We start from the raw sequence: 24,450 nt of genomic DNA, 5'->3' as shown, positions 1-24,450 counted from the left end.
GTGTCCTGTTGCCTATGATTAAGCAACAGAATGGAGGTAATATTCAATAATCAACAAACAAAAAGCCGACTTCGATTTTGATTCGTTAAAAATTACGTCTAAAATAGAGTGAATCATTAATCTACATAAGAAAAACCTATGGAAAATTATCAGATCGACAATCTGGACCGCGGCATTCTTGACGCCTTAATGGAAAATGCTCGTACCGCCTACGCAGAATTAGCCAAACAGTTCGGCGTCAGCCCAGGAACAATTCACGTTCGCGTAGAAAAGATGAAGCAGGCTGGGATTATTACCGGCGCGCGGATTGATGTTAGTCCCAAACAATTGGGTTATGACGTCGGCTGCTTTATCGGCATAATCCTGAAAAGTGCGAAAGACTATCCGTCAGCGCTGGCCAGACTGGAAAGCCTCGATGAAGTGACCGAAGCGTATTACACCACCGGGCACTACAGCATCTTTATTAAGGTGATGTGCAAGTCGATCGACGCATTGCAGCAGGTACTTATCAACAAGATCCAAACAATTGACGAAATTCAGTCCACGGAAACGCTGATCGTCCTGCAAAACCCGATCATGCGCACCATCAAGCCATGATCGCTTTTTTTAATCCCCTATTTTTCCACAGGTAGATCCCAGCTCGCTCACAGCGTACAATACGCCCTCTTTATAAAGGTGGGCGATCATGGCAGACATCACTCTTATCAGCGGTAGTACGCTTGGCAGTGCGGAATATGTAGCAGAGCATCTGGCTGAAAAGCTGGACGACGCCGGTTTTTCCAGCGAAATACTGCATGGGCCAATGCTTGAAGAGGTTCCGACTGACGGGATCTGGCTGATTATCAGCTCCACGCACGGTGCGGGAGATATTCCTGACAACCTGCAGCCTTTATATGATGCGTTACGCGAGCAAAAGCCGGACCTGTCACAAGTGCGCTTTGGTGCAATCGGGATCGGCAGTCGTGAATATGACACCTTTTGCGGCGCAATCGACAAGCTGGAAGCCGAATTGAAGGCCTGTGGGGCAAAACAGATCGGCGAAACACTCAGGATCAACGTGCTGGAACATGAAATTCCGGAAGATCCGGCTGAAATTTGGCTGGGATCGTGGCATCCGTTGCTCAGAGATTTGTAAAGATCGTACTTTTTTATGTGGATAACTCTGGTTAAAAGCTTGGATCAACCGGTAGTTATCCCAAGAACAACCGTTGTTCAGTTTTTGAGTTGTGTATAACCCTTCATTCTGATCCCAGCTTATACGGACCAGGATCACCGATCATTCACAGCTAATGATCCTCAGCAACCTGTTGATCTTACTTAAAGGATCGTCCTTATCCACAGAAAGGTGCGATCCTAATAAGAGATCACAATAAAACAGATCTCTAAATAAAAAGATCTTCTTTTTAATACCCAGGATCCCAGGTCTTTCTCGATCGACTAAAGTTGAGTAGAATCCACGGCCCGGGCTTCAATCCATTTTCACACCGCGTTATGCGAGGCAATCACCATGTTTTATCAGGATCCTTTTGACGTCATCATCATTGGCGGGGGTCATGCAGGCACCGAGGCCGCAATGGCCGCGGCGCGAATGGGTCAACAGACTCTGCTTTTGACACACAATATCGACACTCTGGGGCAAATGAGCTGCAACCCGGCGATCGGCGGTATTGGGAAGGGACACCTGGTAAAAGAAGTGGATGCGCTTGGTGGATTGATGGCAAAAGCGATCGACCATGCCGGTATTCAGTTTAGGATACTAAACGCAAGCAAAGGGCCAGCCGTTCGCGCTACCCGAGCTCAGGCCGATCGTGTGCTCTATCGCCAGGCGGTACGCACTGCGCTGGAGAATCAACCCAACCTGATGATCTTCCAGCAGGCGGTTGAAGATCTGATTGTCGAAAACGATCGCGTTGTGGGAGCAGTAACCCAAATGGGACTGAAGTTCCGTGCCAAAGCGGTCGTATTAACCGTGGGGACTTTCCTCGACGGCAAAATTCATATTGGTCTGGATAACTACAGCGGTGGCCGCGCTGGCGATCCGCCGTCCATCCCGCTGTCACGCCGTCTGCGTGAACTGCCGCTGCGCGTCAGCCGCCTGAAAACCGGTACACCGCCGCGTATCGATGCGCGCACGATTGATTTCAGCGTGCTCGGCCAGCAAAACAGCGATAACCCGATGCCGGTCTTCTCATTCCTGGGCGATGCTTCTCAGCATCCACGCCAGATGCCGTGTTACATCACGCATACCAATGAGAAAACCCATGACGTGATCCGCAATAACCTCGATCGTAGCCCAATGTACGCTGGCGTGATCGAAGGTATCGGCCCACGCTACTGCCCGTCGATCGAAGACAAAGTGATGCGCTTTGCCGATCGTAACCAGCATCAGATCTTCCTCGAACCGGAAGGACTGACCTCTAACGAAATTTACCCGAATGGCATCTCCACCAGCCTGCCGTTCGATGTGCAGATGCAAATTGTCCGCTCCATGCAGGGGATGGAAAATGCCAGAATCGTCCGCCCAGGCTACGCGATTGAGTATGATTTCTTCGATCCGCGTGACCTGAAACCTACTCTGGAAAGCAAATTCATCCAGGGTCTGTTCTTTGCGGGCCAGATTAACGGTACAACCGGTTATGAAGAAGCTGCCGCACAAGGCATGCTGGCTGGTCTGAACGCCGCACGTTTGTCTGCTGAAAAAGAGGGATGGGCACCGCGTCGCGATCAGGCTTATCTTGGCGTGCTGGTGGACGACCTGTGTACGCTGGGCACCAAAGAACCGTACCGAATGTTCACATCTCGCGCTGAATACCGTCTGATGCTGCGTGAAGATAACGCCGACCTGCGTCTGACCGAAATTGGTCGTGAACTGGGTCTGGTGGACGATGAGCGCTGGGCTCGCTTCAACGAGAAACTGGAGCGTATCGAACAGGAACGCCAACGTCTTAAATCAACCTGGGTGAATCCGTTAGCGGAGTCCGCAGCAGAAGTGAATGCTCACCTGGCTACACCTCTGTCACGTGAAGCGAGCGGTGAAGATCTGCTGCGTCGCCCGGATATGACCTATGCTCAGTTGACCTCTTTATCTGCGTTCGCACCCGCGCTTGATGATGCTCAGGCCGCAGAACAGGTTGAGATTCAGGTGAAATACGAAGGGTATATTGCCCGTCAGCTGGAAGAAATTGAAAGACAACAGCGCAATGAAAACACCCTGTTGCCTGCAACGCTGGATTATCGTCAGGTCTCTGGCTTGTCGAATGAAGTTATCGCTAAGCTGAACGATCACAAACCCGTTTCGATCGGTCAGGCATCGCGTATTTCTGGCATAACGCCTGCCGCCATCTCCATTCTGCTGGTATGGCTGAAAAAACAAGGTATGCTGCGCCGCAGCGCTTGATAACACTATTTTGGCGGGGGCGCTTCGCTTGCCCGCCGTACAAATTTGTAGGCCCGATAAGCGAAAGCGCATCGGGCATTTGATTATTAACAGGTAACGACCGTGCTCAACAAACTCTCTCGTCTGCTGGCTGATGCCGGTATTTCTCTTACCGATCACCAGAAAAATCAGCTGATTGCGTATGTCGATATGCTGCACAAATGGAACAAAGCCTACAACCTGACGTCGGTGCGGGATCCAAACGAAATGCTGGTACGCCATATTCTGGACAGCATTGTCGTTGCACCGTATCTGAAGGGTGAGCGTTTTATCGATGTAGGTACGGGACCGGGCCTGCCGGGAATTCCGCTTTCTATCGTGCGCCCTGAAGCGCATTTCACACTGCTCGATAGCCTGGGAAAACGCGTTCGTTTCTTGCGTCAGGTGCAGCATGAGCTTGCGCTTACTAACATCACTCCTGTGCAAAGTCGGGTTGAAGAATTTCCTTCAGAACCCCCGTTTGATGGGGTGATTAGCCGTGCTTTCGCTTCACTCAATGATATGGTGAGCTGGTGTCACCATTTGCCGGGCCAGAATGGGCGTTTTTATGCGCTAAAAGGGCAGTTGCCTGCAGATGAAATTGATTCGCTGCCAGCAGAATTCAGCGTTGAGTCCGTCGAAAAATTACGCGTTCCGCAGTTGGATGGTGAACGTCATTTGGTGGTTATTAAGCCAAACAAAATTTAATTTTTATCAAAAAAAATAGAGAAAAAACGGCTTTTCAGGTGTTAAAAGTCATAGGTAATAGTGTGGTTAAATGTCGTTACATTTCACTAGTGCCTTACGGTTTTGCATCATAACTATAACGTACCGTTTTTTGTTAAAAGCGAAACAAGTCAGCTGTGAAAATATCAGTCTGCTAAAAATAGAACGTAAGAATCACTGTTCGTGTTAATTTTTTATTATAAATGTCAATGAGCGGTTTTTTTGTTGTTAGGCGTTGTTTTTGAAATAGTGGCTATTTTTACGCTTAAATATCAAAAAGATGAAAAGGCATCAATTGCCACGTAAATAAATTATGCGAAGGTGAATATGTTCAATATGTGATCTGGTGCACGCTTTGACGCCAGTGTTTTCGCGGCATTTGCAGTTTTGCATGATCGTTCACAGTTTGCCTAAAAGTAATAAATGTGGGGCAGCGAAAAATATTTAAACATTTATTCACTTTTTAGCTACTTATTGTTTGAAATCACGAAGGCGCACCGTATAATTTGTCCGCTTTTTGATGCTTGACTCTAAGCCATAAAGAACGTTTTATACGACACGCGGCATACCTCGAAGGGAGCAGGAGTAAAAACGTGATGTCTATGTCGCTCTTGAGTCGAAACGTTGCTCGTAAGCTTTTGCTCACACAGCTTCTGGTTGTAATAGCAAGTGGATTGCTGTTTAGCCTCAAAGACCCTTTCTGGGGCATCTCCGCGTTGTGTGGAGGATTGGCAGTGTTACTGCCTAATGTGTTGTTTATGATATTTGCCTGGCGTCACCAGGTACATACACCAGCGAAGGGCCGAGTAGCCTGGTCGTTCGCTTTCGGCGAAGCCTTCAAGGTATTAGCTATGCTGGTGTTGTTGGTGGTGGCGTTGGCTGTTTTGAAAGCGGTATTCATGCCGCTGATCGTTACGTGGGTTTTGGTGCTGGTGGTTCAGATACTGGCGCCGGCTGTAATTAACAACAAAGGGTAAAGGCATCATGGCTTCAGAAAATATGACGCCGCAGGATTACATAGGACACCATCTGAATAACCTTCAGTTGGACCTACGTACATTCTCGCTGGTGGATCCGCACAACCCCCCAGCCACCTTCTGGACGCTCAATATTGACTCCATTTTCTTCTCGGTGGTTCTGGGTCTGTTGTTCCTGCTTATGTTCCGTAGCGTAGCCAAAAAGGCGACCAGCGGCGTACCAGGTAAATTTCAGACCGCGATTGAGCTGGTAATCGGCTTTGTGCATGGTAGCGTGAAAGACATGTACCATGGAAAAAGCAAGCTGATTGCTCCGCTGGCCCTGACGATTTTCGTCTGGGTATTCCTGATGAACTTGATGGATTTGCTGCCTATCGACCTGCTGCCGTACATCGGTGAGCATATCTTTGGCCTACCGGCTCTGCGTGTGGTTCCGTCTGCTGACGTGAACATCACCCTGTCGATGGCGCTGGGCGTATTTATCCTCATTCTGTTCTACAGCATCAAAATGAAAGGCATCGGTGGCTTCGCGAAAGAGTTGACGCTGCAGCCGTTCAATCACTGGGCGTTCATCCCTGTCAACTTAATCCTTGAAGGGGTAAGCCTGCTGTCCAAACCAATCTCTCTTGGTCTGCGACTGTTCGGCAACATGTATGCCGGTGAGCTGATTTTCATTCTGATTGCTGGTCTGTTGCCGTGGTGGTCACAGTGGATCCTGAATGTGCCTTGGGCCATTTTCCACATACTGATTATCACGCTGCAAGCCTTCATATTTATGGTTCTGACGATTGTCTATCTGTCGATGGCATCTGAAGAGCATTAATTTACCAACACTACTACGTTTTAACTGAAACAAACTGGAGACTGTCATGGAAAACCTGAATATGGATCTGCTGTACATTGCTGCCGCTGTGATGATGGGTCTGGCGGCAATCGGTGCTGCGATCGGTATCGGCATCCTCGGGGGTAAATTCCTGGAAGGCGCAGCGCGTCAACCGGATCTGATTCCTCTGCTGCGTACTCAGTTCTTTATCGTTATGGGTCTGGTGGATGCAATCCCAATGATCGCTGTAGGTCTGGGTCTGTACGTGATGTTTGCTGTCGCGTAGTAAGCGTTGCTTGAATTAAGAGCAATATCAGAACGTTAACTAGATAGAGGCATTGTGCTGTGAATCTTAACGCAACAATCCTCGGCCAGGCCATCGCGTTTGTCCTGTTCGTTCTGTTCTGCATGAAGTACGTATGGCCGCCATTAATGGCTGCCATCGAAAAACGTCAAAAAGAAATTGCTGACGGCCTTGCTTCTGCAGAACGAGCACATAAGGATCTTGACCTTGCAAAGGCCAGCGCGACCGACCAGCTGAAAAAAGCGAAGGCGGAAGCTCAGGTAATCATCGAGCAGGCGAACAAACGCCGTGCTCAGATCCTGGACGAAGCTAAAACTGAAGCAGAGCAGGAACGTACTAAAATCGTGGCACAGGCGCAGGCGGAAATTGACGCCGAGCGTAAACGTGCTCGCGAAGAGCTGCGTAAGCAAGTTGCTATCCTGGCTGTTGCTGGCGCCGAGAAGATCATCGAACGTTCCGTGGATGAAGCTGCTAATAGCGACATCGTGGACAAACTTGTCGCTGAACTGTAAGGAGGGAGGGGCTGATGTCTGAATTTATTACGGTAGCTCGCCCCTACGCCAAAGCAGCTTTTGACTTTGCCGTTGAGCACCAAAGCATTGACCGTTGGCAGGATATGTTGACGTTCGCCGCTGAGGTGACAAAAAACGAACAAATGGCAGAGCTTCTCTCTGGCGCGCTGGCGCCGGAAACGCTCGCTGAGTCGTTTATCGCCGTGTGCGGTGAGCAGCTGGACGAAAGCGGCCAAAACCTGATTAGGGTTATGGCTGAAAATAACCGTCTGAATGCGCTCCCGGATGTTCTTGAGCAGTTTATTCACCTGCGTGCAGCCAGTGAGGCTATCTCTGAGGTAGAAGTCACTTCTGCCAATGCACTGAGTGATGAACAGCTTACGAAGATTAGTGCTGCGATGGAAAAACGTCTGTCACGCAAAGTTAAGCTGAATTGCAAAATCGATAAGTCTGTAATGGCAGGCGTAATCATCCGAGCGGGTGATATGGTCATTGATGGCAGCGTACGCGGCCGTCTTGAGCGCCTTGCAGACGTCTTGCAGTCTTAAGGGGACTGGAGCATGCAACTGAATTCCACCGAAATCAGCGAACTGATCAAGCAGCGCATTGCTCAGTTCAGTGTTGTGAGCGAAGCTCATAACGAAGGTACTATTGTTTCTGTAAGTGACGGTGTTATCCGCATTCACGGCCTGGCCGATTGTATGCAGGGTGAGATGATTTCCCTGCCGGGTAACCGTTACGCTATCGCACTGAACTTGGAGCGCGACTCCGTAGGTGCAGTTGTGATGGGTCCATACGCTGACCTCGCCGAAGGCATGAAGGTTAAGTGTACGGGTCGTATTCTGGAAGTTCCGGTTGGCCGTGGCCTGCTGGGTCGTGTGGTGAACACTCTGGGTTCCCCGATTGACGGTAAAGGTCCGGTTGATAACGATGGCTTCTCGCCAATCGAAGTTATCGCACCAGGCGTAATCGAACGTCAGTCCGTCGACCAGCCAGTACAGACCGGTTATAAATCTGTTGATGCCATGATCCCAATCGGTCGTGGCCAGCGTGAGCTGATCATCGGTGACCGTCAGACAGGTAAAACTGCGATGGCAATCGATGCCATCATCAACCAGCGTGATTCAGGCATCAAATGTGTGTACGTGGCTATCGGCCAGAAAGCGTCCACCATTTCCAACGTGGTTCGTAAACTGGAAGAACACGGCGCACTGTCCAACACCATCGTTGTTGTGGCGACCGCGTCTGAATCTGCTGCACTGCAATACCTGGCACCATATGCCGGTTGCGCAATGGGCGAATACTTCCGTGACCGCGGTGAAGATGCACTGATCGTTTACGATGACCTGTCTAAACAGGCTGTTGCTTACCGTCAGGTTTCCCTGCTGCTGCGTCGTCCGCCAGGACGTGAAGCATTCCCGGGCGACGTATTTTACCTCCACTCCCGTCTGCTGGAACGCGCATCCCGCGTAAACGCGGAATACGTTGAGAAGTTCACCAATGGTGAAGTTAAAGGTAAAACCGGCTCCCTGACCGCTCTGCCGATTATCGAAACCCAGGCGGGTGACGTTTCTGCGTTCGTTCCGACCAACGTAATTTCAATTACCGATGGTCAGATCTTCCTGGAAACCAACCTGTTTAACTCCGGTATTCGTCCGGCAGTTAACCCGGGTATCTCCGTATCTCGTGTTGGTGGTGCAGCGCAGACCAAGATCATCAAGAAACTGTCCGGTGGTATTCGTACCGCTCTGGCACAGTATCGTGAACTGGCAGCGTTTTCTCAGTTCGCTTCCGACCTGGATGAAGCTACTCGTAAGCAGCTGAGCCATGGTCAGAAAGTAACTGAACTGCTGAAGCAGAAACAGTATGCGCCAATGTCTGTTGCACAGCAGGGTGTGGTGCTGTTTGCGGCTGAACGCGGTTACCTCGAAGATGTGGAACTGGCGAAAATCGGTAGCTTCGAAGCCGCTCTGCTGGCTTACGTTGACCGTGACCACGCTCCGCTGATGCAAGAGATCAACCAGTCCGGTGGCTATAACGATGAAATCGAAGGCAAGCTGAAAGCTATCCTCGATTCCTTCAAGGCAACCCAGTCCTGGTAACGTCTGGCGGTCTGCTTTAGGGCGGACCGCAAGGCATTGAGGAGAAGCTCATGGCCGGCGCAAAAGAGATACGTAGTAAGATCGCAAGCGTCCAGAACACGCAGAAGATCACTAAAGCGATGGAGATGGTCGCCGCTTCCAAAATGCGTAAATCGCAGGATCGCATGGCGGCCAGCCGTCCTTATGCAGAGACCATGCGCAAAGTGATTGGTCACCTTGCGAATGGTAATCTGGAATATAAGCACCCTTACCTGGAAGAACGCGACGTTAAACGCGTGGGCTACCTGGTGGTGTCGACCGACCGTGGTCTGTGCGGTGGCTTGAACATTAACCTGTTCAAAAAGCTGCTGGCGGATATGAAAACATGGTCCGATAAAGGCGTTCAGTGCGATATCGCAATGATCGGCTCTAAGGGCGTGTCTTTCTTTAACTCCGTTGGCGGAAACGTGATCGCTCAGGTAACCGGCATGGGGGATAACCCTTCCCTGTCCGAACTGATCGGTCCGGTTAAAGTGATGCTGCAGGCCTACGATGAAGGTCGTCTGGACAAACTGTACGTTGTCAGCAACAAATTTATTAACACCATGTCTCAGACGCCAACCATCACTCAACTGCTGCCTCTGCCGGCATCAGATGATGATGAATTGAAGCGTAAATCCTGGGATTACCTGTATGAGCCAGACCCGAAAGCGCTGCTGGATACCTTGCTGCGTCGTTATGTCGAGTCTCAGGTTTATCAGGGCGTGGTAGAAAACCTGGCCAGCGAGCAGGCCGCACGTATGGTGGCGATGAAAGCCGCGACCGACAATGGCGGCAGCCTGATTAAAGAGCTGCAGTTGGTATACAACAAAGCTCGTCAGGCCAGCATTACTCAGGAACTCACCGAAATCGTCGGTGGTGCATCCGCGGTATAACCAGGTTAATTCGTAGAGGATTCAAGATGGCTACTGGAAAAATTGTCCAGGTAATCGGCGCCGTGGTTGACGTCGAATTCCCTCAGGATGCCGTACCGCGCGTGTACGATGCTCTTGAGGTTATGAATGGTAAAGAGAGCCTGGTGCTGGAAGTTCAGCAGCAGCTCGGCGGCGGTATCGTACGTACCATCGCCATGGGTTCTTCCGACGGTCTGCGTCGTGGTCTGGAAGTTAAAGACCTCGAACACCCGATCGAAGTCCCGGTAGGTAAAGCAACCCTGGGTCGTATCATGAACGTCCTGGGTCACCCGATCGACATGAAAGGCGATATCGGTGAAGAAGAGCGTTGGGCTATCCACCGCGCAGCACCTTCCTACGAAGAGCTGTCCAGCTCTCAGGAACTGCTGGAAACCGGCATCAAAGTTATCGACCTGATGTGTCCGTTCGCTAAGGGCGGTAAAGTCGGTCTGTTCGGTGGTGCGGGTGTAGGTAAAACCGTAAACATGATGGAGCTGATCCGTAACATCGCGATCGAACACTCCGGTTACTCCGTGTTTGCGGGCGTAGGTGAACGTACTCGTGAGGGTAACGACTTCTACCACGAAATGACCGACTCCAACGTACTGGACAAAGTGTCCCTGGTATATGGCCAGATGAACGAGCCGCCGGGAAACCGTCTGCGCGTTGCACTGACCGGTCTGACCATGGCTGAGAAGTTCCGTGACGAAGGTCGTGACGTTCTGCTGTTCGTTGATAACATCTACCGTTACACCCTGGCCGGTACAGAAGTATCTGCACTGCTGGGTCGTATGCCATCAGCGGTAGGCTACCAGCCGACCCTGGCGGAAGAGATGGGTGTTCTTCAGGAACGTATCACCTCTACCAAAACCGGTTCTATCACCTCCGTTCAGGCGGTATACGTACCTGCGGATGACTTGACTGACCCATCCCCAGCAACCACCTTTGCTCACCTGGATGCAACCGTGGTACTGAGCCGTCAGATCGCTTCTCTGGGTATCTACCCGGCAGTTGACCCGCTGGACTCCACCAGCCGTCAGTTGGATCCGCTGGTTGTTGGCCAGGAACACTACGACACCGCGCGTGGCGTACAGTCCCTGCTGCAGCGTTATCAGGAACTGAAAGACATCATCGCCATCCTGGGTATGGATGAACTGTCTGAAGAAGATAAACTGGTGGTAGCACGTGCGCGTAAGATCCAGCGCTTCCTGTCCCAGCCGTTCTTCGTTGCGGAAGTATTCACCGGTTCTCCGGGTAAATACGTTTCCCTGAAAGACACCATCCGTGGCTTTAAAGGCATCATGGAAGGCGAATACGACCACCTGCCAGAGCAGGCGTTCTACATGGTTGGTTCTATCGACGAAGCCGTGGAAAAAGCCAAAAAACTTTAACGCCTTAATCGGAGGGTGATATGGCAATGACTTACCACCTGGACGTCGTCAGCGCAGAGCAACAAATGTTCTCTGGTCTGGTCGAGAAAATCCAGGTAACGGGTAGTGAAGGTGAACTGGGTATTTTCCCGGGTCACGCCCCGCTGCTCACCGCCATTAAGCCTGGTATGATCCGCATCGTTAAACAGTTCGGTCATGAAGAGTTTATCTATCTGTCCGGCGGCATTCTTGAAGTGCAGCCTGGCAGCGTGACCGTACTGGCTGATACCGCGATTCGCGGACAGGATCTCGATGAAGCGAGAGCCCTGGAAGCGAAGCGTAAGGCTGAAGAGCATATCAAGAGCTCTCATGGTGACGTGGATTACGCTCAGGCATCTGCGGAACTGGCCAAAGCGATCGCGAAACTGCGCGTTATCGAGTTGACCAAAAAAGCGATGTAACACCGGCTTGAAAAGCACAAAGGCCAGTCTGGTTTCCAGGCTGGCTTTTTTTATGGCTTGGTTACAGGAAATATGTAAATAAAAAGCAGTTTTATTGTTTCGTGATTTAGATCATAAAAATATTGATTGGTTAAAAAATGAGGCGTAGACTCTTTTTTTGTGTGATGTATGTCACATAATGAACTCAGATAAAAAAAGAGATACCAACATGAAATTGATCAACAAAATCATCGCCCTGTTCAGCAATATGAGTTTTTAGTCTTTCCCCGCCAGCTCTGTGGCGCGAAGCTTAATGCGGTTTATCAGCTAGCGCCATCGTTATTAAATCCCCCCTCCTTCGCTGTATCATTTGTTCTCTATCATTCCTCCCCTCAATTTTCCCAACCCATTTTTCTGCTTCTCACTGAATCACATAAATAAAATCGTTCTATGCTGATGTAATGCTTTATTCATGCGGTAAAAAAATAGCAAAAACATTAACCTAAGGCTTTAATAAGAGCAGACTCCTGGTTTTTGGGAGACAAAAGACGCAGATATAGACGAAAATAGTGAGTTATCAGATGGGGAATCCCCCCTGTTGAACGTTTTATCTTCGGTCCATTTCACGCTGAAAAAAATGTAGTATTTTCAATGTGAAACGGTATAAATTCGTTCTCAAATTACAGTCAGGACGTGTATGTTGAATAATGCTATGAGCGTTGTGATCCTTGCCGCAGGCAAAGGCACGCGTATGTATTCCGATCTTCCTAAAGTGCTGCACACCCTCGCAGGAAAGCCGATGGTTCAGCATGTCATTGATGCAGCTAATGAATTAGGTGCGACTCATGTACACCTTGTCTACGGACACGGTGGCGATCTGCTTAAGCAAACGCTGAAAGATGGCAATCTGAATTGGGTTCTGCAGGCTGAGCAGTTGGGTACCGGCCATGCAATGCAGCAGGCGGCGCCATTCTTTAGTGATGACGAAGACATTTTAATGCTCTATGGAGATGTGCCGCTGATCTCTACCGATACCTTACGTCGCCTGCGTGAAGCCAAACCGCAGGGTGGTATCGGTTTGTTAACGGTAAAACTGGACGACCCATCCGGCTATGGGCGTATTACCCGTGATAACGGCAAAGTTACTGGCATTGTTGAGCATAAAGATGCAACCGACGAGCAGCGTCAAATCCAGGAAATCAACACTGGCATTCTGATTGCCAACGGCGCTGACATGAAGCGTTGGCTGTCTAAACTGACCAACAACAACGTGCAGGGTGAATACTATATCACCGATATCATCGCGATGGCGTATCAGGAAGGACGTGAAATTGCGGCAGTACATCCGGCACGAATCAGTGAAACGGAAGGGGTAAATAACCGCCTTCAGTTATCCCGTCTGGAACGTGTGTATCAGTCCGAGCAGGCAGAAAAACTGCTGCTGGCGGGCGTGATGCTGCGCGATCCTGCACGTTTTGATCTTCGCGGTACGCTGATTCACGGGCGCGATGTTGAAATTGATACTAACGTTATCATTGAAGGTAACGTAACCGTTGGAGATCGCGTCAAGATTGGTGCTGGCTGCATCATCAAAAACAGCGTGATTGGTGAGGGTTGTGAGCTTAGCCCGTACAGTGTGGTGGAAGATGCCCATCTGGAAGCCGCTTGCACCATCGGTCCATTCGCGCGTCTGCGCCCGGGTGCTGAGCTGCAGGAAGGCGCACACGTGGGTAACTTCGTCGAAATGAAAAAAGCGCGTCTGGGTAAAGGCTCTAAAGCTGGTCATTTGACCTATCTGGGCGATGCGGAAATTGGCGATAACGTGAATATCGGCGCGGGTACGATCACCTGCAACTACGATGGTGCCAATAAGTTTAAAACCATTATTGGTGATGATGTGTTTGTGGGTTCTGATACTCAGCTGGTGGCACCTGTCACCGTGGGTAAAGGTGCGACGATTGCCGCAGGAACCACCGTAACGCGTAATGTCGCCGATAACGAATTGGTATTAAGCCGTGTACCTCAGGTCCATAAACAGGGCTGGCAGCGTCCGGTGAAGAAGAAGTAATTTATTTTTGCCGGATGGCGGCCTACGTGCGGTGACGTTCTGTAGGCCTGATAAGCGTGAGCGCCATCAGGCAGACAAGAGATGAGGGGATAATATAATCCTCCGCTCAACAAGCAGTACCTATAAAAATAACCCCACTCTCTACAAGGCTCGGGGCGCCCGAAATACGGGTATCAGGTTGACCGACAACGACAGGCACAATGCCTAAATTCGGAATCAAAAAATATGTGTGGAATTGTTGGCGCTATCGCGCAGCGTGATGTAGCTGAAATCCTTCTCGAAGGTTTACGTCGTCTGGAATATCGTGGTTATGACTCTGCTGGTCTGGCCGTTGTCGATGCTGAAGGCAACATGACCCGTCTGCGTCGTCTGGGTAAAGTGCAGATGCTGACTGCTGCTGCGGAAGAACATCCGCTGCATGGTGGTACTGGTATTGCTCACACCCGCTGGGCGACACACGGTGAACCTTCAGAAGCGAACGCGCATCCCCATGTTTCTGAACACATTGTTGTGGTGCATAACGGCATCATTGAAAACCATGAACCACTGCGTGAGCTGTTGAAAACGCGTGGCTACACCTTTGTTTCTGAAACCGACACTGAAGTGATTGCTCACCTGGTGCACTGGGAGCTGGAACAGGGGGGTACGTTACGTGAAGCCGTGCTGCGTACTATTCCGCAGCTGCGCGGTGCCTACGGCACGGTGATCATGGATACCCGTAACCCAGAAACCCTGCTGGCGGCCCGTTCTGGCAGCCCGCTGGTGATTGGTCTGGGTATGGGTGAGAACTTTATCGCTTCCGATCAGCTGGCACTGCTGCCGGTAACCCGTCGCTTCATCTTCCTGGAAGAGGGCGACATCGCGGAAGTAACCCGTCGTTCGGTCTCAATTTTCGACAAGTCTGGCGCGGAAGTTAAACGTCAGGATATCGAATCTAATCTGCAATATGATGCGGGCGAAAAAGGTATTTATCGCCACTACATGCAGAAAGAGATTTACGAACAACCGAACGCAATTAAAAACACGCTGACCGGCCGTATCAGCCACGGTGAAGTGGATTTAAGCGAGCTGGGTTCGCATGCCAACGAGCTGCTGTCTCAGGTTGAGCATATCCAGATTATCGCCTGCGGTACGTCGTACAACTCCGGTATGGTGTCCCGCTACTGGTTTGAATCGCTGGCTGGCATTCCTTGTGATGTCGAAATTGCTTCCGAATTCCGCTATCGCAAATCCGCCGTGCGTCGTAACAGCCTGATGATCACCCTTTCCCAGTCTGGTGAAACGGCAGATACCCTGGCGGGTCTGCGCTTATCCAAAGAGTTGGGCTATCTGGGTTCGCTGGCTATTTGTAACGTACCGGGCTCTTCTCTGGTGCGCGAATCCGACCTGGCGATGATGACCAATGCCGGTACCGAAATCGGCGTGGCCTCCACGAAAGCATTTACCACTCAGCTGACCGTTCTGCTGATGCTGGTGGCGAAACTGTCTCGTCTGAAAGGCCTGGATGTGGCTATTGAGCAGGAAATCGTTCACGGTCTGCAGGCGCTGCCGAGCCGTATTGAGCAGATGCTGTCTCAGGACAAACGCATTGCCGCTCTGGCTGAAGGTTTCTCTGATAAACACCATGCGCTGTTCCTGGGCCGTGGCGATCAGTACCCGATTGCGCTGGAAGGCGCGCTGAAGCTGAAAGAGATCTCGTATATTCACGCTGAAGCATATGCCGCAGGCGAACTGAAACACGGTCCGCTGGCGCTGATTGATGCCGATATGCCGGTTATCGTGGTTGCGCCGAACAACGAACTGCTGGAAAAACTGAAGTCCAACATTGAAGAAGTTCGCGCCCGTGGTGGTCAGCTGTACGTCTTTGCTGACCAGGATGCTGGCTTTACCAGCAGCGAAAACATGCACATCATTGAGATGCCGCATGTGGAAGAGGTGATTGCACCGATCTTCTATACCGTTCCGCTGCAGCTGCTGGCGTATCATGTGGCACTGATTAAAGGCACCGACGTGGATCAGCCGCGTAACCTGGCGAAGTCGGTTACCGTAGAGTAATCCGTACCTAACTGAACTGAAAAATGCCCTGCTATGAGCGGGGCATTTTTTTAAACTTGTTCTGTTTTTAATCAATTATCCCGCCTGTTTTATGTGACAAACCGTCATCTTCAGCTACTGTTTGCAGTGTCATAAAAAGAAAATTTTAGCGAAATGTTATTGTCATGGTAATAGATAACATTTTGTTTTAAATGAATTTTTAGATAAATAACTTCCCGTATTTTTCGTTGTCATAAAACTGTCATATTTCGTACATTTAACTGTCACCTGTTTGTCCTATTTTGCTCACAGTAGCAACTCAAACAACGATTTACGAAAACCGTGCAGGAGACATTATGAAAGTTATGCGTACCACTGTCGCAACTGTTGTCGCCGCGACCTTATCCATGAGCGCGTTCTCTGCGTTTGCAGCAGCGAGCCTGACAGGTGCAGGTGCAACCTTCCCTGCGCCAGTGTATGCCAAATGGGCAGATACCTATCAGAAAGAGACCGGTAGCAAAGTAAACTACCAGGGTATCGGCTCCTCCGGTGGTGTAAAACAAATTACGGCCAATACCGTTGATTTCGGCGCTTCTGATGCCCCGCTGTCTGACGAGAAACTGGCACAAGAAGGCCTGTTCCAGTTCCCGACCGTTATCGGCGGTGTGGTGCTGGCGGTGAATATCCCTGGACTGAAATCCGGCGAGCTGGTGCTTGACGGTAAAACGCTGGGCGACATCTACCTCGGTAAAATTAAGAAGTGGGATGACGAAGCCATCACCAAACTGAACCCAGGTCTGAAGCTGCCTTCGCAAAATATCGCCGTTGTGCGTCGCGCTGATGGTTCTGGTACTTCCTTCGTCTTCACTAGCTACCTGGCGAAAGTGAACGAAGAGTGGAAATCTAAAATTGGTTCCGGCTCTACCGTTAACTGGCCGACCGGTCTGGGCGGTAAAGGTAACGACGGTATCGCCGCATTCGTACAGCGTCTGCCGGGTTCTATCGGTTACGTTGAGTACGCTTACGCTAAGCAGAACAACCTGGCGTACACCAAGCTGGTCTCTGCTGATGGTAAACCGGTAAGCCCGACCGAAGAAAACTTTGCCAACGCCGCTAAAGGCGCTGACTGGAGCAAAACCTTCGCTCAGGATCTGACTAACCAGAAAGGTGACGATGCGTGGCCAATCACTTCCACCACCTTCATCCTGGTCCATAAAGAGCAGAAGAAGCCTGAGCAGGGCGTTGAAGTGCTGAAATTCTTCGACTGGGCATACAAAAATGGTGGCAAACAGGCTAATGACCTGGATTACGCCAGCCTGCCGGACAGCGTGGTTGAGCAGATTCGTGCTGCGTGGAAGACCAACGTGAAAGACAGCAACGGTAAAGCGCTGTACTAATAGAATATCTTTAACGAGTTGGCGGATGGCGCTACGCTTATCCGCCCTACAGTTCCGACTGTAGGCCCAATTTGTAGGCCGGATAAGCGTAGCGCCATCCGGCAGGGCAATTTCGTAAACGCGTTTAACTTAAAGAGTGATTTATGGCTGCAACCAAGCCTGCTTTTAACCCACCGGGTAAAAAGGGTGACATGATATTCAGCGCGCTGGTAAAACTGGCTGCGCTGATTGTGCTATTGATGTTGGGTGGCATTATTGTCTCTCTGGTTATCTCCTCCTGGCCAAGCATACAGAAATTTGGTTTCTCCTTTTTGTGGACCAAAGACTGGGATGCGCCGAACGATATCTACGGCGCGCTGGTACCGATTTACGGTACGCTGGTCACCTCGTTTATTGCATTGCTGATTGCCGTTCCGGTGAGTTTCGGCATTGCGCTGTTCCTGACTGAACTTGCACCCGGTTGGCTGCGTCGTCCGCTGGGTATCGCTATTGAACTGCTGGCAGCAATTCCGAGTATCGTATACGGCATGTGGGGCCTGTTTATCTTTGCCCCGCTGTTTGCGACGTACTTCCAGGAGCCGGTCGGAAACATCCTTTCCAACATTCCGTTTGTTGGTGCACTGTTCGCTGGCCCGGCGTTTGGTATCGGTATTCTGGCGGCTGGTGTGATCCTCGCTATCATGATCATTCCGTACATTGCTGCGGTTATGCGTGATGTGTTCGAACAAACGCCGGTGCTTATGAAAGAGTCAGCCTACGGTATCGGCTGTACCACCTGGGAAGTTATCTGGCGTATCGTCCTGCCGTTCACCAAAAATGGTGTGATCGGCGGTGTGATGCTGGGTCTGGGCCGCGCGCTGGGTGAAACCATGGCGGTCACCTTTATCATTGGTAACACCTACCAGCTCGATAGTGCCTCGCTGTACATGCCGGGCAACAGTATTACCTCTGCGCTGGCGAATGAATTTGCCGAAGCGGAATCTGGCCTGCACGTTGCTGCGTTGATGGAACTGGGTCTGATTCTGTTTGTGATCACCTTCATCGTACTGGCGGCGTCTAAGTTCATGATCATGCGCCTTGCGAAGAACGAGGGGGCACGCTAATGGCTACGCTTGAAATGCAAAACACCACTGCGCTGGCGGAGTCCCGCCGTAAAATGCAGGCACGTCGCCGTCTGAAGAACCGCATCGCGCTGACGCTCTCTATGGCGACCATGGCGTTCGGTCTGTTCTGGCTCATTTGGATCCTGATGTCCACGATCACCCGTGGTATTGACGGTATGTCGCTGGCGCTGTTCACCGAAATGACGCCTCCGCCGAATACAGCGGGTGGTGGTCTGGCGAACGCCCTGGCCGGTAGCGGACTGTTAATTCTGTGGGCGACCGTGTTTGGTACACCGCTTGGCATTATGGCGGGTATCTACCTGGCAGAGTACGGACGTAAGTCCTGGCTGGCTGAGGTTATCCGCTTTATCAATGACATTCTGCTGTCTGCGCCATCAATCGTAGTCGGTCTGTTCGTTTACACCATTGTGGTAGCAAAAATGGAACACTTCTCTGGCTGGGCGGGCGTTATCGCGCTGGCGCTGCTGCAGGTGCCCATTGTTATTCGTACCACGGAGAACATGCTCAAGCTGGTGCCGGATAGCCTGCGTGAAGCTGCCTATGCACTGGGTACGCCGAAATGGAAGATGATTTCTGCAATCACCCTGAAGGCGTCTGTCTCGGGGATCATTACAGGTGTTCTGTTAGCGATTGCTCGTATCGCAGGTGAAACGGCTCCGCTGCTGTTTACGTCGCTCTCCAATCAGTTCTGGAGCACCGACATGATGCAGCCTATCGCCAACCTGCCGGTCACTATCTTTAAGTTTGCTATGAGCCCGTTTGCTGAGTGGCAGCAACTGGCCTGGGCCGGGGTACTGATTATTACCTTGTGCGTACTGCTGCTGAACATTCTGGCGCGCGTCATTTTCGCGAAGAAGAAACACGGTTAATTTTTACGGCGTGGCTGATGCGGCGCCGGATGAGGAAGAGATTGAAATGAGTATGGTTGATACTGCCCCGGGTAAGATTCAGGTTCGTGATTTGAACTTCTACTATGGCAAATTCCATGCCCTGAAGAACATCAACCTGGATATAGCTAAAAACCAGGTAACGGCGTTTATCGGGCCGTCAGGCTGTGGTAAATCGACGCTGCTGCGTACGTTCAACAAAATGTTTGAACTGTACCCGGAGCAGCGTGCGGAAGGTGAAATTCTGCTGGATGGCGACAATATTCTCACCAACACCCAGGATATCGCTTTGCTGCGTGCCAAAGTGGGCATGGTATTCCAGAAGCCGACGCCGTTCCCGATGTCCATCTACGACAACATCGCTTTTGGTGTGCGTCTGTTTGAGAAACTCTCGCGTGCCGATATGGACGAACGTGTGCAGTGGGCATTGACCAAGGCCGCACTGTGGAACGAAACCAAAGATAAATTACACCAGAGCGGGTACTCTCTCTCCGGTGGTCAGCAGCAGCGTCTGTGTATTGCGCGTGGTATCGCCATTCGTCCGGAAGTGCTGCTGCTTGATGAGCCGTGTTCAGCGCTCGACCCCATTTCTACCGGGCGTATCGAAGAGCTGATCACCGAGCTGAAAGAGGATTACACCGTTGTTATCGTAACCCACAACATGCAGCAGGCTGCACGTTGTTCCGATCACACGGCGTTTATGTACCTGGGCGAGTTGATTGAGTTCAGCAACACGGACGATCTGTTCACCAAGCCCGCGAAGAAACAAACTGAAGACTACATCACCGGTCGTTACGGCTGATTCAGGAGCTTGTTGTGGATAACCTTAACCTTAATAAACATATTTCCGGCCAGTTCAATGCAGAGCTGGAAAGCATCCGTACCCAGGTGATGACCATGGGCGGCATGGTCGAGCAGCAGCTTTCTGATGCGATTACCGCCATGCATAACCAGGACAGCGAGCTGGCGAAGCGCGTCATTGAAGGCGATAAGAACGTCAACATGATGGAAGTGGCGATTGATGAAGCCTGTGTGCGTATCATCGCCAAGCGTCAGCCAACCGCCAGCGACCTGCGCCTGGTGATGGCGATTATCAAAACCATCGCAGAGCTGGAACGTATTGGCGACGTGGCGGATAAAATCTGCCGCACCGCGCTGGAGAAATTCTCGCAACAGCATCAGCCGCTGCTGGTAAGTCTGGAATCACTGGGCCGCCACACCGTACAAATGCTGCATGACGTGCTGGATGCGTTTGCGCGTATGGATCTCGACGAAGCGGTACGTATTTATCGCGAAGATAAGAAAGTTGACCAGGAATATGAAGGCATCGTGCGTCAGCTGATGACCTATATGATGGAAGACCCGCGTACCATTCCAAGCGTGCTGACCGCGCTGTTCTGCGCGCGTTCTATCGAGCGTATCGGCGACCGTTGCCAGAATATCTGCGAATACATCTTCTACTTCGTGAAGGGACAAGACTTCCGTCACGTGGGCGGCGATGAGTTGGATAAGCTGCTGGCGGGCAAAGATCCGAAAGAGTGATAAAAACCCAGAAAGTAGGCCGGATAAGCGTCAGCGCCATCCGGCAATTGCCCGGTGGCGCAAGCTTACCGGGCCTACAAAAAATTAACGGGTAATATCCCAACCCCGCGCCTTCCACAATTCCGGCAACTGTGCCAGATCGGTAAACGTCGTGACTTTTGGATGATCGATCGGTTTGTTATGCGGATCGGCGCAGAAGTAGAACACTTCCATCCCGGCGGCAATCCCCGCCTGCGCACCTGCGCTGGAATCATCAACCAGAATGCAGTTCTCAACGTTAACGTCCATCGCTTTCGCCGCATGGAACATCAGGGCCGGATCGGGCTTCCAACGCTGAATATCGTAGCCGCTGAACAGTAAATCAGGGAAATGGTGCAACATGCCCAGCTTACCCAGCGAATGCTGCATTTTGCTGACTGGACCGTTAGAGACCACACACATTGGTACGGCCATGCTGTCCAGTAGAGCATTGGCACCGGCAATCACCTCCAGTTCCGTATCGAACAGACGTGCGACCTCAGCGCGGTAAACCGGTTCTAAATCGGCTTTTGCCAGTTCGACACCGTGCTCTTCGTTGATAATGTCGATGATCTCGTACAGCTTTACCCCCTTGAAGCGTTTGAAAATTTCTTCAAGATCGAGCGTAATGCCAAACGCCTGGAACATGCTGACATACGCGCGAGAACAAATCACTTCACTGTCGACAAGGGTACCGTCACAGTCAAAAAATACGGCTTCTATCTGGGACATGTCATTTCCGTTTTAACAAGTTTAACGTTTTCGTAATGCATTATTGGGCGACGCAATCGTTGCCGTATAAGCAAAATCAATGAAAAAAGTTGCTCATAACCCAACCCTATTGTCGCATTTTGGTATAGGATAGCGACGAATTTTCCCTCCTTGTTCGGAAATTGATAATGAGTCAACAACACACAACCCAGGCTTCTGGCCAGGGGATGCTGGAACGCGTGTTCAAACTGCGCGAACATGGCACGACGGCACGGACCGAAGTGATCGCCGGTTTAACGACCTTCCTGACGATGGTGTATATCGTTTTTGTTAACCCGCAAATTCTTGGCGTGGCTGGCATGGATACCAGCGCTGTCTTTGTTACCACCTGCCTTATTGCTGCATTTGGTAGCATCCTGATGGGCCTGTTTGCCAACCTGCCGGTCGCACTTGCGCCTGCTATGGGCCTGAACGCATTCTTCGCTTTCGTGGTCGTTGGTGCGATGGGGCTGTCATGGCAGATTGGTATGGGCGCTATCTTCTGGGGCGCTGTTGGTCTGCTGCTGCTGACGATTTTCCGCGTTCGTTACTGGATGATTGCCAATATCCCGGTTAGCCTGCGTGTGGGGATCACCAGCGGTATTGGTCTGTTCATCGGCATGATGGGGCTGAAAAACGCCGGTGTTATCGTCGCCAACAAAGACACGCTGGTGTCTATCGGTAACCTGACGTCCCACAGCGTACTGCTCGGTATCCTGGGCTTCTTTATCATCGCGATTCTGGCGTCCCGTAACATTCACGCGGCGGTGCTGATTTCTATCATCGTAACCACGCTGCTGGGCTGGATGCTGGGCGATGTTCATTACAACGGTATCGTTTCTGCGCCACCGAGCGTGATGTCTGTTATCGGACATGTCGACCTGGCCGGTTCGTTTAACATTGGCCTGGCGGGTGTGATTTTCTCGTTCATGCTGGTTAACCTGTTCGACTCCTCCGGTACGCTGATTGGCGTTACGGATAAAGCCGGTCTGGCGGATGCGAAGGGCAAGTTCCCGCGCATGAAGCAAGCGCTGTATGTGGATAGCGTGTCGTCGGTTACCGGGGCGTTTATCGGGACTTCTTCCGTTACTGCGTATATCGAATCTTCTTCCGGGGTTTCGGTCGGTGGACGTACCGGTCTGACCGCCGTGGTCGTTGGCCTGCTGTTCCTGCTGGTTATCTTCCTGTCGCCGCTGGCGGGGATGGTACCGGGTTATGCGGCCGCTGGTGCGCTGATTTACGTTGGCGTCCTGATGACATCAAGCCTGTCGCGCGTGAAGTGGGATGACCTGACAGAAGCGGTTCCGGCGTTTATTACCGCCGTGATGATGCCATTTAGCTTCTCAATTACCGAAGGTATTGCGCTGGGCTTTATTTCTTACTGCGTGATGAAGATTGGTACCGGACGTTTCCGCGATCTCAGCCCGTGCGTCATCATTGTCGCGCTGCTGTTTGTGCTGAAGATTGTGTTTATCGACGCGCACTAATCGCTGTTTATTTGCCCATATATCAACAAGCCCGGCATATCGCCGGGCTTTTTCTTTTACGCTTTCACGCGCTGAATGTAGTCGCCAAATGCGGTCAATTGACCGGTCAGATGGTCCAGCGTGCTTTGGTCGATCACTTCACCTGTCTGCGGGTCTACTTTGTTCTGAATGACGCCGCCCATAAATTCCGGCTTGTTCATTACCATGGCGTCGAGGAATACCAGGATCTGACGCAGATGATACTGGCAGCGCGCGCCGCCAATAGCACCCATAGAACTGGTCTGGATCAGCACCGGCTTACCCGATAATGGCTGATCGGGCAGGCGGGACAGCCAGTCGATGGCGTTCTTCAGTCCGCCCGGAACAGAATAGTTATATTCAGGTGTTACGATGACGACACCGTCAGCCTTTCTGATTTGCTCAGCCAGCGCTTCTACGCTGGCCGGAAAACCTTCTTCCTGTTGGAGGTCGGCATCGTACAGAGGGATATCACCAATCGACGGCAGCGCGTTCACTTCCATTCCCGCTGGAGCAATCTTGGGCAGCGTACGGGCAACCATTCCATTAAACGAACCTTTGCGCAGACTTCCCAGTAACGTAACAACATTCAATGTTTCAGACATGGCGACTCCTGTTTCATCATGAAGGTTAAATCAAAGCGTATGGCTCTTCGCTGCACATAATTGAGAGAACCGGATCAGACGACCCGTTGGCTCATTGGCGCGAGTCTGGATATCAGGCAAACTTTTCCAGTCCTGTTTACCATCAAACTCCCAAACCTTGAGTTTTTCAATGGTTGGCGTAACTGCAACTGACCACACCAGTACATCTTCCGCATCGCAAATGGCTTCAACCTGCGCCACATGGGCACATTTCAGGCGCCCTGCGCCGGGTAAAAGCTGGAGCTCGCGCGGATCGTCATTGCACACATCGCCAGTGAGTTTGAGTACGCTCTGGCGCAATGTAATGAGCTGCGCGCGTGCTTCGTTGGGGTCGTTTTGGTTATTGATCCACAGGTTTTCGTTACTGGAGAAGCGCCACGTTTCCGCTGAATTTGGATTGTGAAACCCGCGGGTGGCCCGCTGAAGTTCCATATCCAGGCCGCACGTTCCTTCAGTTGTTAGCACAACGCCGACGATATTCCCGGCATAGGAAATCGAAAAACCCGGCAGGTTCTTATCGCGAAAAACGGGCTTACCTTTGGCCTGAGTAACAATTTCGGGCAGCGTGCTGGTGCCGTAAAGCATAAACATCAGTTCAGCGAGAAGACTTCGGGAAGCCAGGAAACGTGTCCGGCGATGAGCGGGTAGATCTCTTGCTTCGATATGACATGGAGAAGGGAGGCGAGCTGAAACCAGGTGTCCCTCCGTAAGAATCCCTCTGGCAAAATGTGTCGCCATTTGTCGCTCCGTGATTAATGGTCCGTGATTATTACCAGAGTAACATTTACACGGCTTCCGGGCAGGCTTTGCTGCCCAAAAACTAAGCGAAAATGGGAGACATTACGCGATATTTACATTTCTGTTGCCAGAATGGTCGATT

General features: G+C 51.2%; 24 protein-coding genes. 21 read left to right on the top strand and 3 right to left on the bottom strand.

Annotated features, from left to right (window positions below):
- The first annotated feature begins 138 nt into the window (after positions 1 to 138).
- The 20 genes from asnC to phoU all read left to right on the top strand — a co-directional run bounded on the left by asnC (position 139) and on the right by phoU (position 20,653).
- On the top strand, positions 139 to 597 hold the full coding sequence (gene asnC, locus OGY67_RS23610) for a transcriptional regulator AsnC (protein ID WP_003023780.1): 459 nt from the start codon (positions 139 to 141) through the stop codon (positions 595 to 597).
- A gap of 88 nt (positions 598 to 685) precedes the next feature.
- Entirely contained in the window at positions 686 to 1,135 is a 450-nt protein-coding gene (mioC, locus tag OGY67_RS23605; protein ID WP_003827013.1) for an FMN-binding protein MioC, read from the top strand.
- Positions 1,136 to 1,507: 372 nt separating this feature from the next.
- Entirely contained in the window at positions 1,508 to 3,397 is a 1,890-nt protein-coding gene (gene mnmG / locus OGY67_RS23600; RefSeq protein WP_003827014.1) for a tRNA uridine-5-carboxymethylaminomethyl(34) synthesis enzyme MnmG, read from the top strand.
- Between the two features lie 102 nt (positions 3,398 to 3,499).
- On the top strand, positions 3,500 to 4,123 hold the full coding sequence (gene rsmG / locus OGY67_RS23595; protein ID WP_003827017.1) for a 16S rRNA (guanine(527)-N(7))-methyltransferase RsmG: 624 nt from the start codon (positions 3,500 to 3,502) through the stop codon (positions 4,121 to 4,123).
- A 614-nt stretch (positions 4,124 to 4,737) separates the two neighbouring features.
- Positions 4,738 to 5,118: a F0F1 ATP synthase subunit I gene (atpI, locus tag OGY67_RS23590; RefSeq protein ID WP_003827019.1), complete on the top strand. Its 381-nt coding sequence runs from the start codon at positions 4,738 to 4,740 to the stop codon at positions 5,116 to 5,118.
- A 7-nt stretch (positions 5,119 to 5,125) separates the two neighbouring features.
- On the top strand, positions 5,126 to 5,941 hold the full coding sequence (gene atpB / locus OGY67_RS23585) for a F0F1 ATP synthase subunit A (RefSeq protein WP_003023792.1): 816 nt from the start codon (positions 5,126 to 5,128) through the stop codon (positions 5,939 to 5,941).
- A 46-nt stretch (positions 5,942 to 5,987) separates the two neighbouring features.
- Entirely contained in the window at positions 5,988 to 6,227 is a 240-nt protein-coding gene (gene atpE, locus OGY67_RS23580; RefSeq protein ID WP_003023794.1) for a F0F1 ATP synthase subunit C, read from the top strand.
- A 59-nt stretch (positions 6,228 to 6,286) separates the two neighbouring features.
- Positions 6,287 to 6,757: a F0F1 ATP synthase subunit B gene (gene atpF / locus OGY67_RS23575; protein ID WP_003827022.1), complete on the top strand. Its 471-nt coding sequence runs from the start codon at positions 6,287 to 6,289 to the stop codon at positions 6,755 to 6,757.
- 14 nt (positions 6,758 to 6,771) lie between these two features.
- Positions 6,772 to 7,305 (top strand): F0F1 ATP synthase subunit delta, encoded by a 534-nt coding sequence (gene atpH / locus OGY67_RS23570; protein WP_003827024.1) that lies wholly within the window; start codon positions 6,772 to 6,774, stop codon positions 7,303 to 7,305.
- Between the two features lie 12 nt (positions 7,306 to 7,317).
- Positions 7,318 to 8,859 carry a F0F1 ATP synthase subunit alpha gene (atpA, locus tag OGY67_RS23565; protein ID WP_003827026.1) on the top strand — a complete coding sequence of 514 codons (1,542 nt, stop codon included), beginning with the start codon at positions 7,318 to 7,320 and terminating at the stop codon, positions 8,857 to 8,859.
- Positions 8,860 to 8,909: 50 nt separating this feature from the next.
- Positions 8,910 to 9,773 (top strand): F0F1 ATP synthase subunit gamma, encoded by an 864-nt coding sequence (gene atpG / locus OGY67_RS23560; protein WP_006687765.1) that lies wholly within the window; start codon positions 8,910 to 8,912, stop codon positions 9,771 to 9,773.
- Between the two features lie 26 nt (positions 9,774 to 9,799).
- Positions 9,800 to 11,182, top strand: a complete 1,383-nt coding sequence (gene atpD / locus OGY67_RS23555) for a F0F1 ATP synthase subunit beta (protein ID WP_003023806.1) — start codon at positions 9,800 to 9,802, stop codon at positions 11,180 to 11,182.
- Between the two features lie 20 nt (positions 11,183 to 11,202).
- Positions 11,203 to 11,622, top strand: coding sequence for a F0F1 ATP synthase subunit epsilon (locus OGY67_RS23550; protein ID WP_003023809.1), 420 nt, complete (start codon positions 11,203 to 11,205; stop codon positions 11,620 to 11,622).
- A gap of 676 nt (positions 11,623 to 12,298) precedes the next feature.
- On the top strand, positions 12,299 to 13,669 hold the full coding sequence (glmU, locus tag OGY67_RS23545; protein WP_008786550.1) for a bifunctional UDP-N-acetylglucosamine diphosphorylase/glucosamine-1-phosphate N-acetyltransferase GlmU: 1,371 nt from the start codon (positions 12,299 to 12,301) through the stop codon (positions 13,667 to 13,669).
- A 225-nt stretch (positions 13,670 to 13,894) separates the two neighbouring features.
- Positions 13,895 to 15,724, top strand: a complete 1,830-nt coding sequence (gene glmS, locus OGY67_RS23540; protein ID WP_003827031.1) for a glutamine--fructose-6-phosphate transaminase (isomerizing) — start codon at positions 13,895 to 13,897, stop codon at positions 15,722 to 15,724.
- A gap of 335 nt (positions 15,725 to 16,059) precedes the next feature.
- Positions 16,060 to 17,100, top strand: coding sequence for a phosphate ABC transporter substrate-binding protein PstS (gene pstS / locus OGY67_RS23535; protein WP_286574620.1), 1,041 nt, complete (start codon positions 16,060 to 16,062; stop codon positions 17,098 to 17,100).
- Positions 17,101 to 17,243: 143 nt separating this feature from the next.
- Positions 17,244 to 18,203 (top strand): phosphate ABC transporter permease PstC, encoded by a 960-nt coding sequence (gene pstC / locus OGY67_RS23530; protein ID WP_008786549.1) that lies wholly within the window; start codon positions 17,244 to 17,246, stop codon positions 18,201 to 18,203.
- Entirely contained in the window at positions 18,203 to 19,093 is an 891-nt protein-coding gene (pstA, locus tag OGY67_RS23525; protein ID WP_003827037.1) for a phosphate ABC transporter permease PstA, read from the top strand. The genes pstC and pstA overlap by 1 nt, the downstream gene beginning before the upstream one ends.
- A gap of 46 nt (positions 19,094 to 19,139) precedes the next feature.
- Positions 19,140 to 19,913 (top strand): phosphate ABC transporter ATP-binding protein PstB, encoded by a 774-nt coding sequence (pstB, locus tag OGY67_RS23520; protein ID WP_003023821.1) that lies wholly within the window; start codon positions 19,140 to 19,142, stop codon positions 19,911 to 19,913.
- A gap of 14 nt (positions 19,914 to 19,927) precedes the next feature.
- Positions 19,928 to 20,653, top strand: coding sequence for a phosphate signaling complex protein PhoU (gene phoU, locus OGY67_RS23515; RefSeq protein WP_003023824.1), 726 nt, complete (start codon positions 19,928 to 19,930; stop codon positions 20,651 to 20,653).
- Positions 20,654 to 20,737: 84 nt separating this feature from the next.
- Here phoU and yieH read toward each other — a convergent pair whose 3' ends face one another.
- Positions 20,738 to 21,403, bottom strand: a complete 666-nt coding sequence (gene yieH / locus OGY67_RS23510) for a 6-phosphogluconate phosphatase (RefSeq protein ID WP_079938823.1) — start codon at positions 21,401 to 21,403, stop codon at positions 20,738 to 20,740.
- A gap of 167 nt (positions 21,404 to 21,570) precedes the next feature.
- Between yieH and adeP the strand changes: the two genes are divergently transcribed.
- Positions 21,571 to 22,908: an adenine permease AdeP gene (adeP, locus tag OGY67_RS23505; RefSeq protein ID WP_003827042.1), complete on the top strand. Its 1,338-nt coding sequence runs from the start codon at positions 21,571 to 21,573 to the stop codon at positions 22,906 to 22,908.
- Positions 22,909 to 22,964: 56 nt separating this feature from the next.
- Here the strand turns inward: adeP and OGY67_RS23500 are convergent, their stop codons facing one another.
- A complete protein-coding gene (locus OGY67_RS23500) occupies positions 22,965 to 23,531 on the bottom strand; it encodes an NADPH-dependent FMN reductase (protein WP_003827046.1) in 567 nt (188 codons plus the stop codon).
- 30 nt (positions 23,532 to 23,561) lie between these two features.
- Positions 23,562 to 24,308: a 4'-phosphopantetheinyl transferase family protein gene (locus OGY67_RS23495; protein WP_003827048.1), complete on the bottom strand. Its 747-nt coding sequence runs from the start codon at positions 24,306 to 24,308 to the stop codon at positions 23,562 to 23,564.
- Between the last annotated feature and the right edge of the window lie 142 nt (positions 24,309 to 24,450).

Origin of the sequence: Citrobacter sp. Cpo015 (assembly GCF_030333035.1) — a bacterium.
GTDB classification, from domain to species: domain Bacteria; phylum Pseudomonadota; class Gammaproteobacteria; order Enterobacterales; family Enterobacteriaceae; genus Citrobacter; species Citrobacter portucalensis.
This window is presented reverse-complemented; position numbering and strand designations above follow the sequence as displayed.

Excerpts from the sequence above, each read along its gene's own strand:
- OGY67_RS23500 (WP_003827046.1), bottom strand. The coding sequence starts at position 23,531 with ATGTCTGAAACATTGAATGTTGTTACGTTACTGGGAAGTCTGCGCAAA.
- atpG (WP_006687765.1), top strand. The coding sequence starts at position 8,910 with ATGGCCGGCGCAAAAGAGATACGTAGTAAGATCGCAAGCGTCCAGAAC.
- pstC (WP_008786549.1), top strand. The coding sequence starts at position 17,244 with ATGGCTGCAACCAAGCCTGCTTTTAACCCACCGGGTAAAAAGGGTGAC.
- glmS (WP_003827031.1), top strand. The coding sequence starts at position 13,895 with ATGTGTGGAATTGTTGGCGCTATCGCGCAGCGTGATGTAGCTGAAATC.
- atpH (WP_003827024.1), top strand. The coding sequence starts at position 6,772 with ATGTCTGAATTTATTACGGTAGCTCGCCCCTACGCCAAAGCAGCTTTT.
- yieH (WP_079938823.1), bottom strand. The coding sequence starts at position 21,403 with ATGTCCCAGATAGAAGCCGTATTTTTTGACTGTGACGGTACCCTTGTC.
- adeP (WP_003827042.1), top strand. The coding sequence starts at position 21,571 with ATGAGTCAACAACACACAACCCAGGCTTCTGGCCAGGGGATGCTGGAA.
- asnC (WP_003023780.1), top strand. The coding sequence starts at position 139 with ATGGAAAATTATCAGATCGACAATCTGGACCGCGGCATTCTTGACGCC.
- atpB (WP_003023792.1), top strand. The coding sequence starts at position 5,126 with ATGGCTTCAGAAAATATGACGCCGCAGGATTACATAGGACACCATCTG.
- atpE (WP_003023794.1), top strand. The coding sequence starts at position 5,988 with ATGGAAAACCTGAATATGGATCTGCTGTACATTGCTGCCGCTGTGATG.
- pstB (WP_003023821.1), top strand. The coding sequence starts at position 19,140 with ATGAGTATGGTTGATACTGCCCCGGGTAAGATTCAGGTTCGTGATTTG.
- mioC (WP_003827013.1), top strand. The coding sequence starts at position 686 with ATGGCAGACATCACTCTTATCAGCGGTAGTACGCTTGGCAGTGCGGAA.
- OGY67_RS23495 (WP_003827048.1), bottom strand. The coding sequence starts at position 24,308 with ATGGCGACACATTTTGCCAGAGGGATTCTTACGGAGGGACACCTGGTT.
- atpA (WP_003827026.1), top strand. The coding sequence starts at position 7,318 with ATGCAACTGAATTCCACCGAAATCAGCGAACTGATCAAGCAGCGCATT.
- mnmG (WP_003827014.1), top strand. The coding sequence starts at position 1,508 with ATGTTTTATCAGGATCCTTTTGACGTCATCATCATTGGCGGGGGTCAT.
- pstA (WP_003827037.1), top strand. The coding sequence starts at position 18,203 with ATGGCTACGCTTGAAATGCAAAACACCACTGCGCTGGCGGAGTCCCGC.
- atpD (WP_003023806.1), top strand. The coding sequence starts at position 9,800 with ATGGCTACTGGAAAAATTGTCCAGGTAATCGGCGCCGTGGTTGACGTC.
- pstS (WP_286574620.1), top strand. The coding sequence starts at position 16,060 with ATGAAAGTTATGCGTACCACTGTCGCAACTGTTGTCGCCGCGACCTTA.
- glmU (WP_008786550.1), top strand. The coding sequence starts at position 12,299 with ATGTTGAATAATGCTATGAGCGTTGTGATCCTTGCCGCAGGCAAAGGC.
- atpI (WP_003827019.1), top strand. The coding sequence starts at position 4,738 with ATGTCTATGTCGCTCTTGAGTCGAAACGTTGCTCGTAAGCTTTTGCTC.
- OGY67_RS23550 (WP_003023809.1), top strand. The coding sequence starts at position 11,203 with ATGGCAATGACTTACCACCTGGACGTCGTCAGCGCAGAGCAACAAATG.